This is a genomic window from Mycobacterium attenuatum (assembly GCF_900566085.1).
In the GTDB taxonomy this organism is placed as follows: Bacteria; Actinomycetota; Actinomycetes; order Mycobacteriales; family Mycobacteriaceae; genus Mycobacterium; species Mycobacterium attenuatum.
This window is the reverse complement of sequence record NZ_UPHT01000036.1, coordinates 1-10,161: the sequence shown is the minus strand read 5'-3', so window position 1 is coordinate 10,161 and position 10,161 is coordinate 1. Positions and strand designations below refer to the sequence as shown.

6 protein-coding genes are annotated in these 10,161 nt (G+C 65.6%); 3 read left to right on the top strand and 3 right to left on the bottom strand.

All coding sequences use genetic code 11. From position 1 onward, the window contains the following. Nucleotides 1-123: 123 nt before the first annotated feature. From EET13_RS05835 to EET13_RS05825, 3 genes are all read right to left on the bottom strand, one after another. Complete coding sequence (locus EET13_RS05835; RefSeq protein ID WP_122441403.1) at nucleotides 124-624, bottom strand: hypothetical protein; 501 nt, start codon at nucleotides 622-624, stop codon at nucleotides 124-126. A gap of 576 nt (nucleotides 625-1,200) precedes the next feature. Beyond that, nucleotides 1,201-2,652, bottom strand: a complete 1,452-nt coding sequence (locus tag EET13_RS05830) for a TfuA-like protein (RefSeq protein ID WP_122441402.1) — start codon at nucleotides 2,650-2,652, stop codon at nucleotides 1,201-1,203. Further along, the gene (locus EET13_RS05825; protein ID WP_122441401.1) at nucleotides 2,649-3,899 is read right to left on the bottom strand and encodes a YcaO-like family protein; all 1,251 of its coding nucleotides are present in this window, start codon (nucleotides 3,897-3,899) and stop codon (nucleotides 2,649-2,651) included. Before EET13_RS05825 ends, EET13_RS05830 begins: the two co-directional genes overlap by 4 nt. Nucleotides 3,900-4,521: 622 nt before the next feature. On the opposite strand from EET13_RS05825, the gene EET13_RS05820 reads away from it, so the two are divergent. The 3 genes from EET13_RS05820 to EET13_RS05810 all read left to right on the top strand — a co-directional run. Continuing rightward, nucleotides 4,522-7,170 carry an ATP-binding cassette domain-containing protein gene (locus EET13_RS05820; protein ID WP_122441400.1) on the top strand — a complete coding sequence of 883 codons (2,649 nt, stop codon included), beginning with the start codon at nucleotides 4,522-4,524 and terminating at the stop codon, nucleotides 7,168-7,170. Between the two features lie 27 nt (nucleotides 7,171-7,197). After that, nucleotides 7,198-9,657 (top strand): ATP-binding cassette domain-containing protein, encoded by a 2,460-nt coding sequence (locus EET13_RS05815; protein WP_122441399.1) that lies wholly within the window; start codon nucleotides 7,198-7,200, stop codon nucleotides 9,655-9,657. A gap of 68 nt (nucleotides 9,658-9,725) precedes the next feature. Further along, nucleotides 9,726-10,161, top strand: a 436-nt coding sequence (locus EET13_RS05810; RefSeq protein ID WP_136623115.1) for an FHA domain-containing protein, incomplete at its 3' end; no start/stop codon positions are given.

The following is a 10,161-nucleotide window of genomic DNA, read 5'->3' as shown; positions in this document are numbered from 1 at the left end:
GACTCAAGCGATCCGCACCTACATCACCAGCTGGAACAAACGCGTCCACCCATTCGTCTGGACCAAGACCGCCGACGAAATCCTCAAGAAAGCAAACCGTCAACCAACTTCAAACACGGACCACTAGTTTTCGTTGCTCGATTCATCTGAATAGATAATATCGTCCCACGTTATGTCATTACGTTCGAAAATTCTCGCAGGAATGCTGACATCATTATTACTATCGGCAGGACCGACGGTATTGTTATTCTCGTTGCCGTTATTGTCCGATTGCGGCAACCCTGTCACGTCAAGATAATCATCTCTGGTACCGCTATTGTACGTGAATAGACTGCCATTATCGTTATCGTAGCTGAATGGATTGCCAGACCCTTCGCAGGTATCGAGTTTCAACCCATCATGGGCGGCCAGACTGATGGCGAGCCGGCCCACGTTCACCTCGGAGCTTTCGGCGGTGCCGTCAAACGCGGAAGTGATACCGCCGGTTACCGTCAGTGCCCCCAGCGCCGCAGTGGCGACGCGTTGGCGGCGCCGAGATCGGGTGCGCTCCAAGCGGGCGTTAGACCCGGACTCGGCAGCGCCGCGATTATTCTTTGATTCGAGATCGCCAGACGATTTGGACATGGAATACTCCCTAGTTATCGATCAGTCAACCACATCGTTATCAAACGCAACATGTGAAAATACCAAACGGAAGCTTAGCCGAATCCGCGCTTGAGCCATCCGAAATATTTTTGCTGAATCACTCACATGGTCTTTCAAAGCATCCAAATATTTCGAACCTTCAACTCGAACCGCGACTAAAAATCGCTGCGATCATAACTATTGCAACGAATCGCATCCCATCCCCCGAACGGGTCAAAGTCACGGTCCCCCAATCGGCGGACGCCGATATCCCCCGCCGTGCGGTCCAGGTCGTAGCCGGTCAGGTAGACCGAGTCGTCGCTGCCGTCGAGCAGGCTGATGGCGCAAGCTCTTGTGAGTGCTGGTCCATAGGGCGCCGGCTACGCCTTGGACCCGCGACCGCCGAACCGCAACCTGACCAGCAGACCCACTTGAGGCGAGCGCAGGTGAGCGGCGGGATCAGCACGCTAGAACAAGGCCGACACGGTAGCCCAGGCGGATGGCGTTGCTTTGGGGTTTCCTATGGGGTTTACGGGGTTTTCTCTGCGGCTGAGCCCTGCGCAGCCAAGGCGACGGCTACGGCTTGGCAGCCCCCAGGGCGCCGACGTGAATCGACGGCAGCTGATCATCGGCGGCGGCGACGGCGAACGGGACGGCAGCGCTGTAGAAGGCCTCCTCGCTCATCAGGCCGCGCCGGGCCAGTTCAATCCGGTCGATCTCGGTGCCCCATCGCTTAGCGAAAAGGTTCTTCAGTTGTGTGGGGTCGGGCCGGTGCAGGTTCAAATGTGGCTTATGACGGGCTAATTCGTCGCGTCTAGCCAGCGCGTGGGCCGCCGCGGCACGCCACTGGGGCAGCCGCGGATCCGCACGAAGCAGGTGCAGAAAATGCTCGATGGCTGGCAGTGCCCGGGTGACGAACAAGGTTCGGGTGATCAGGCGGGCCGAGACGGCAATCGGGTCATCGCGCCACGTTTCGTTTTCCGCTGGGGTCAACCACTGCGACCTGACCGGCTCTGGGAAGCCGGACTCGTCGGCGAGTCCGATGGTTACGGCGTAGCGGTGGGCGACGGTCTCCAACGCGCGTTGACGGGTCTGTGCGGTGACCCGCCCAATGGCCAGAGACGCCTGTTGACCAACCTCGCCGCTGCGTCCGGGGTGCGTCAACTCCCAATGCCACGAGGCGACCTGTTCCAGGGCCGGTAGATAGGCCCAGCGGTCGGTAGCGGCGACACTCAGCAGCGACAGGACATCGGTGTCGCAGACCTCGACCGTGGCCTTGGTTCCGCTGTCGGTGGTGATGACCACCGAAGTGGTTGGCGCCCAGCGTTGTTGCCAGCGCCGGGACCAGATCGTTGGCGGCGGCGCGGGACTGGTGACCGTGCCACACTGGCCGTCGCGCACGTTGTGTAATGCCACAATGGCGTCGTGGTGTTTGATGTCGACCCGCAGGGCGCGCAATTGATTTGCCAAGTAACGGCTTTCGGGCTCGACCGCGTCGAAGATGCGATCCCAGGTGCGCATGGTGAACGGTGTGCGGCGCGCCTTTTCGACCAGATCAGCCGCTAATTGTGCTGACAGAAAACCGGTCTCGACGCAGCGTGCCAGCGTTTGGCGGATGTTGACTAACGCGTCGACGAAGACCGGATAGCCGTCTTCGGGCTCGCCGTGGACCATGGCGACCTCGTCGTCGGCTTCCAAATATCCGTTGCGGTAGCTCTCGAATACCCAGCCGTAGCCTTCCATTCCGAAGGGATGCAGTTCGGCGGCGCGCAGCGCGCCCATGCTCGACGAGCCGACGACACGAACTCCGTCCTGGATCAAGGTCAGCAGTTCTTTGTGCCGCACCGGAGCGTGCTGGAAGAACAACCCGTCGACAATCAACAGCGTGTCGCCGGGCCGCAGCCCGTACCGCAGGGCGTCACCGAACGAAATCGGGGGTACCACTTCGGCGTTGGGCACCACCGCATGGATATCGGCGGCGCCGATGGTGGGCCCAGCGGTCACCACGATCCGACCGGCAGCCCTCATGCCGACTCCTGCAGGGGGGTGCGCATCGGAGAACCGTGTGAGGCCGTCAGGCCGGGCGCGATGACCTTCACCACCGGAACACAACTGCCAGCAATGTCGCACACAACCGCCAGCGGCTCGGTGCCCGACCGGGCCGCCACCGCCGTTGCGGCCGAAGCCAACAGCTCACTCAGCGAGTCGGTATCGGGAACGTGCCACGGTGTGGGTTCGGCGGTAGGCAAGTGCAGCATGGTTGGCCGCAACGGGCCGTAGGCGTGCACCCGGGCGAAGCGGTGGTACAACGCCGGCGCCAGATCTTCGCGTGCTCCGCTGATAGCCGTCAGTCGCGATTGCGCGGCTTCGGTGATCGCCCGGGACAACGCCACGTTGGGATCGTGGTGCAACCCGAAGCCGCTGAACGGGACCCCCAGCATGGGCGAACATATCTCGGCGGTAAAGCACGGGAAACCGTCCCACGTGTCGGTGCGCGCTATCTTCAGTTCGCTGCCGGCCCGGTAGATCATGTCGACCAATTCGGCGCAGCCGGAGTCGGCGACATCGTCCAGTGGCACCTCGAACAGGGTGCTTCCGGGTTCGCCGGCGGCCATGGCATGGCGTTCCATGACCTCGTAGAGGCCATGCAGGCTGGCCTCCCAGTAGCTGTTGCCCGAAGCCAACCCCGTGGTGTCCATCGAGAACATCGGCGGGTCCCAGCGGTTTTCGACCGCCGCGTTGACCAGGACCGCCTCCCAGGGCACCCAGGTTTGGCGGCCGGTCATCAGCGTCGTCGCTGTCATCCAGTCGAGCTTGGCGCCAGGATGATAGATGCTTCGGGCCGACAGGAGCAGATGAGCCGGATCGTAGGTCAGTGCTGCCGCGATGTCCGTTGTCCGCATGGAAAACAGGTCGGGCGTGACGTTTTCGGCATGCCAGGTTTCCAGCGATTCCATGACCGCAGAAACCTGGGCGGCGCGGTAGGTCGCGGCCTTGCCCTGACTGACCGACAGTGTCACCGAGGCGGGACGCACTGCCTGAACCGTGGGAATGCCGAGATCATCGAGCCAGGTGAGGTCGGCGACACGGGTGATGCCCGCCAATTCCAGCATCGGTTGCACGGCATGCCAGGTCTGTTCGGGAGAGATGATGCGGTAGCTGCCCGCCCGATGGGCGATCGAGGTGGGATCGGCATGGCCCAGCACCCGGGTGGGCCACTGCGACCAATCCGGGCCCACGGACACGGTGGTGGCCGCAGCGCATGATTCAGACATGGACTCACGTCCTCTAGTTGCGGGGATTGCACAAGAGTGCGGTTGCTGTCGGCGGCTGGTGCAGCTCTGCCTGGCGCTGGAACACAGTGAAGACCGCTGGTGGGGGTTCATTGCAGGACAAACCCCCACCAGCGCCGCCTCCACGGGCGACATCTCCTCTTCGGGTCCTCTTCGGGTCCTCTTCGGGTCCTCTTCGGGTCCTCTTCAGTCGATGCACTCCGCGTTGAACCAGTAGCAAACGTAGTGGAGCCGATACGTTGCTTCGTCTTCGATAAACAGAAGTTCATGGGCCATGTGATCACCTCCTCTCGGCGGACGAGCGCTAGCCAGCCGCGTTTCGTGTCAAAGCTGCACCCGACTGGCGCGTTACTTAACATGCGAAATTGTAACGGTAGGCAATAGTAGCCGCTAGCTATAAAAATGATGCGCTCCCCCTGTCGAGCAGACGCAATAGCCCCCGACACGCCGAGCGCGCGGGGGCTATTGCGGCTGCTCGCCACTTGGGGTGCGGTGGCTCGCGCAGATACGCGGGCAGCCGGGCTGAACTGCGCGTGCGCACCTCGCCACGCGACTGTTGCGCCGCCGAGCAGCATTCACCTCGGCCTTAGATACAGTTGGAATAATGCCTCAATCCGCCCCGCCCGCGCTGACTGTTCGCTACGACGGGTCTGCACGCACGTTCGCGCCCGGCCATGACGTGGTAGTCGGCCGCGACTTGCGCGCCGACATGCGCATCACGCATCCGCTGATCTCCCGGGCGCATCTGCTGCTGCGCTTCGATCAAGGCCGGTGGCTGGCGATCGACAACAATTCGCTGAACGGGACCTTCTGCAACGGCCGCCGGGTGCCGATGGTCGACATCCAGGACGGCCAGAGCGTCAACATCGGCAATCCCGACGGCCCGTTGCTGACCTTCGAGGTCGGCCGCCATGTAGGGATGGCCGGGCGGCCACCGCAAACCGAGTCGATGCGGCTGGGCACCCAATCGTCGCCGTGGCCGCCGCCGGGGACACAAGCTGCTGGCCACCCGGGGCCCCCGGCGGCGACGCAGGTTGCCGGTCACCCGGGACCCCCGCCGTCGGCACGCCAGTCGAATTGGACCGCACCGCCGCCGGCGCGACCGCATCCCGGCCCGCCCCCGAAATCGGGACAGCCGATGTACCCCAGCTCGGCGTCTCGGCAGTCCGGATTTGCCCCGGGGCCGCCGCGCCAGCCGTCGAATTATGCACCGGCCGGGCCGCGCCCGTCGCCGCCCACGCAGATGCAGCCCAGCGCCGCCAAGCCGCCCGAGGTGGCGAACCTGGCCACCAAGATGATCCATGCGCTGTTGCCGCGGACCGGGTCCAACGAAATGCCGGCGGGATCGGTCACGATCGGCCGCGCCACCGATAACGACGTCGTCATCCAGGACGTCCTGGCGTCGCGTCACCACGCATTCCTGACCATGACACCGCTGGGCACCGAAATCCGCGATGCCCACAGCGTCAACGGGACGTTCGTCAACGGGGTGCGGGTCGGGTCGGCGATCTTGAGCGATGGCGACGTTGTCACCATCGGCAACGTGGACCTGGTGTTCACCGGCGGCACACTGATTCGCCGCACGGAGGCGGCCACCCGCACCGGCGGCCTGGAAGTGAAATCGGTGTGCTTCAAAGCCGATGGCAAGCAACTGCTCGACCACATCTCGCTGACCGCCCGCCCCGGCACATTGACGGCCATCATCGGCGGCTCCGGCGCCGGCAAGACCACCCTGTCGCGACTGATCGCGGGTTACACCAGCCCCAGCTCGGGAACTGTGACCTTCGAGGGCCACAACATCCACACCGAGTACGCATCCATGCGCAGCAGAATCGGGATGGTCCCCCAAGACGACGTCGTGCACCGCCAGCTCACCGTCAACCAGGCCCTCGGGTACGCGGCCGAACTACGGCTGCCGCCCGACACCAGCAAGGCCGACCGCGATCAGGTGGTCGCCCAGGTCCTCGAGGAACTCGAGCTGACCAAGCATGCCGACACACGGGTGGACAAGTTGTCCGGCGGGCAGCGCAAGCGCGCGTCGGTGGCACTCGAACTGCTCACCGGTCCGTCGCTGCTGATTCTCGACGAGCCGACGACGGGTCTGGACCCGGCGCTGGACCGGCAGGTGATGATGATGCTGCGGCAACTCGCCGATGCCGGCCGCGTGGTGCTGGTGGTCACGCACTCCGTGTCCTACCTGGACGTGTGCGATCAGCTGCTGCTGGTGGCCCCGGGCGGCAAGACGGCATTCCTGGGCCCGCCCGACCAGATCGGTCAGGCCATGGGAACCACCAACTGGGCCGACATTTTCGCCAAGGTGGGAGCCGACCCCGACGAGGCCAACCGCCGCTTCCTGGCCGACAAGCAGGCCCAGCCGGCGTTTCCGTCCCAGGCCAGCCCCGCCGCCGACCTGGGCGAACCGGTGCACACCGACGTGTTTCGCCAGTTCTCCACCATCGCCCGCCGTCAGGTTCGCCTGGTCGTTTCCGACCGTGGCTACACCGTGTTCCTGGCGTTGCTGCCGTTCCTCATCGGCGTGCTGAGCCTCACCGTTCGAGGCAAAACCGGATTCGGGATGTCGGATCCAATGGGCAACAATCCCGCCCAGCCCGACCAGATTCTGGTCATGCTCAATGTCGGGGCGGTGTTCATGGGGACGGCGCTGACGATCCGCGACCTCATCGGTGAGCGTCCCATCTTCCGGCGCGAGCAGGCGGTCGGCTTGTCCACCGCGGCCTATATGGCCGCCAAGATCGTGGTGTTCTCGGCGTTCGCGATCGCCCAGGCGGCGATCGCCACCACCATCTGTGTGATCGGCTGGGGCAAGCCGCTTTCCGACGCAGTGCTGCTGGGAGACGTTCGGTTCGAACTGTTCGTCACTGTGGCCGCGACCTGTGTGGCCTCGGCGATGCTGGGCATGGCACTGTCGGCGCTGGCCCAATCGCAGGATCAGATCATGCCGATGCTGGTGGTCTCGATCATGTCCCAGCTGGTGTTCTCCGGCGGCATGATCTGGGTGACCAACCGGATCGTGCTCGACCAGTTGTCCTGGGCCACGCCCGCCCGGTGGGGTTTCGCGGCGTCGGCGTCCACGATCGATACCCACCGGCTCATTCCGGGCCCGACGGACCCGAAAGACCAGCACTGGGACCACAAAGCGAGCGCGTGGCTGTTCGACATGGCCATGCTCGGGGTGGTGTCGATTGCCTATACCGCCATCGTGTGGTGGAAGATTCGGCTGCGACGGCGCTGACGCGGGCGCAACTCTTAGGGTGAAGCAATGACCCGAGCTCAGCGGCCCGTGCTGACGGTTCGGTCGGACCGCTCACAACGCAGCTTCGCTCCGGGCGCTGATGCGATCGTGGGCAGTGATCTGCGTGCCGACCTGCGCGTCGCCCACCCGCTGGTGGCTCAGGCACACGTGGTGGTGCGCTTCGAACAGGGCAACTGGATCGCCATTGACAATTCACGGACCGGGATGTTCGTCGCCGGCCGCCGGGTGCCGCTAACGGACATCCATGACGGCCTGGTGGTCAATCTCGGCAGGCCCAACGGGCCGCGCATCAGCTTCGAAGTAGGGCATCACCGCGGCATCGTCGGCTTGCTGCCGCAGACCGGCTCTCCGCCGCCCGGTGCTCCAGCCTCAGGTACCGAGCGCCGGCCACCCGCACAGCCGCCCGGCCCCACGCCACCGGCACCGGCACCGGGCGCACCCGACAACCCCGGGGCGCAGCGGACCACCGTCTTACCGATGTCCCCCCCGCCCCCGCCGGCGGGACGCACCACGACGGTCAACGTCGCGCGGGCCGCCTCCCGCCACACGCTGCCCGGGGCAAGCATTTCCTGGATCGGCCGGGCGCTCGACAACGACATCGTCGTCGCCGATGTGCTGGCGTCGCGCCACCACGCGTTTCTGACCCCCACGCCGGTGGGCACCGAGGTCAACGACGCACACAGCATCAACGGCACGTTCGTCAACGGGATCCGGGTCGGCTCGGCGATCCTTCGCGAGGGTGACGTGGTCACCATCGGCAACGTCGACCTGGCATTCACCGGGACCACCCTGGTTCGTCGCACCGAAGCGGCCACCCGCACCGGAGGCCTGGAGGTCACCGGGGTCAGCTATGCCGTTAACGGCGCCGCACTGCTCGACAACGTGTCGCTGACCGCGCGGCCCGGCACGCTGACCGCCGTCATCGGCGGCTCCGGCGCCGGCAAGACCACGCTGTCGCGGCTGATCGCCGGCTATCTCAGCCCCAGCTCGGGCACCGTGACCTTCGAGGGCCACAACATCCATACCGACTACGCATCGTTGCGCAGCCGGATCGGGATGGTGCCGCAAGACGATGTTGTACACCGGCAGTTGACCATCAACCAGGCGCTCGGCTACGCCGCCGAACTGCGGCTGCCGCCGGATACCAGCAAACAGGATCGCGCCGCGGTGGTCGCCGGGGTGCTCGACGAACTGAGGCTCACCGAGCACGCGGACACCCGCGTCGACAAGCTGTCCGGCGGCCAGCGCAAACGCGCTTCGGTGGCCCTGGAACTGCTCACCGGCCCCTCCCTGCTGATCCTCGACGAGCCGACCTCAGGCCTGGACCCGGCGCTGGACCTGCAGGTCATGACAATGCTGCGGCAACTCGCCGACGCCGGCCGGGTGGTGCTCGTGGTCACCCATTCGCTGACCTACCTCGACGTCTGTGATCAGGTGCTGCTCATGGCCCCGGGGGGCAAGACCGCGTTTCTGGGGCCGCCCGACCAGATCGGCCAGGCCATGGGAACCACCAACTGGGCCCATATTTTTGCCAAGGTCGGCGCCGACCCCGACGAGGCGAACCGCCGCTTTCTGGCCCGCAACCAGCCCCCCGCGCCGGCGTTGACCGAGACGCCTACGGATCTGGGTGCACCGGCACACACCAGCGTGCGCCGCCAGTTCTCCACCATCGCGCGCCGCCAGGTTCGGCTGGTGGTCGCCGACGGGGCCTACTTCGCATTCCTGGCGGTTTTGCCGTTCGTCCTGGGTGCGCTGTCGCTGACGGTTCCGGGAGACACCGGCTTCGGCATGGCCCAACCGACCAGCCAGACCCCCGACGAAGCGGCCCAAATTCTGACGCTGCTGTCCATCGCCGCGGTCTTCATGGGAACCGCGCTGACCATCCGCGACCTCATCGGCGAGCGCGCCATCTTCCGTCGCGAGCAGGCAGTGGGCTTGTCGACGAGGGCCTATCTGGGCGCCAAGATCACGGTGTTCTGCATGTTCGCCATCACCCAGGCGGCCATCACCACCGGCGTCGTGCTGCTGGGCAAGGGGGTGCCGACCCAGCGGGCGCTGCTGCTCGGCAACCCATGTTTCGAGCTGTTCACCACGGTCGCCGCCACCTGCGTGGCCTCGGCGATTCTGGGTTTGCTGCTGTCGTCGGTCGCCCGGTCCAGTGAGCAGATCATGCCGCTGCTGGTGGTGTCGCTGATGCTGCAGCTGGTACTGGCCGGCGGACTGGTCCCGGTGACCAACCGGATCTTCCTGGACCAGTTGTCGTGGGCGGTGCCCGCGCGGTGGGGTTACGCCGCGTCGGCGGCAACGGTCAACCTGCGCGAGCTGGTGCCCGGCTCGTACAGTCCCGAGGACAGCCACTGGACGCACTCGCGCCCGGCGTGGCTGTTCGACATGGCGATGTTGGCGACGCTGTCGGCGGCCTATTCAGGCCTGGTGTGGTGGCGCATCCGGCTCCGGCGCCACTGACGCGGCCCGAAGCCCGCCCCAGGTTCGCGAGGTTTCGAGGCCGGCGCCAGCGGCTACAGCTAGTTTCGATGAACACGGTGGCGCCGCCCGTGCTGACAGTGTCTGGGCTCGGGCCGCAACGTACTTTCGCCGCAGGTCACGACATCATCGTCGGCAGCGACCTGCGTGCCGACATGCGTGTCAGCCATCCGTCGGTCTCCCGGGCACACCTGCTACTGCGCTTCGATCAGGGCAGGTGGATGGCGATCGACAACGGATCGCACGAGGGCACGTTCGTGGACCATCGGCGGGTACACGCCGTCGAAATCCACCCCGGCCAGCGGATCAACATCGGCAGCCCCGACGGACCCTGCCTGACCTTCGAGGTGGGACGCCCCGAGGTGCCGGCCGGACGGCCTCCGCAAACAACGCCGATACCGGCGGCGCCGCGCCGCACCCACCCGGCTGCTCGACCGGTTCCGCCGCCGGTATCGGCGTTGTTTGCGGAGGCCGTCCGGCCGGCAC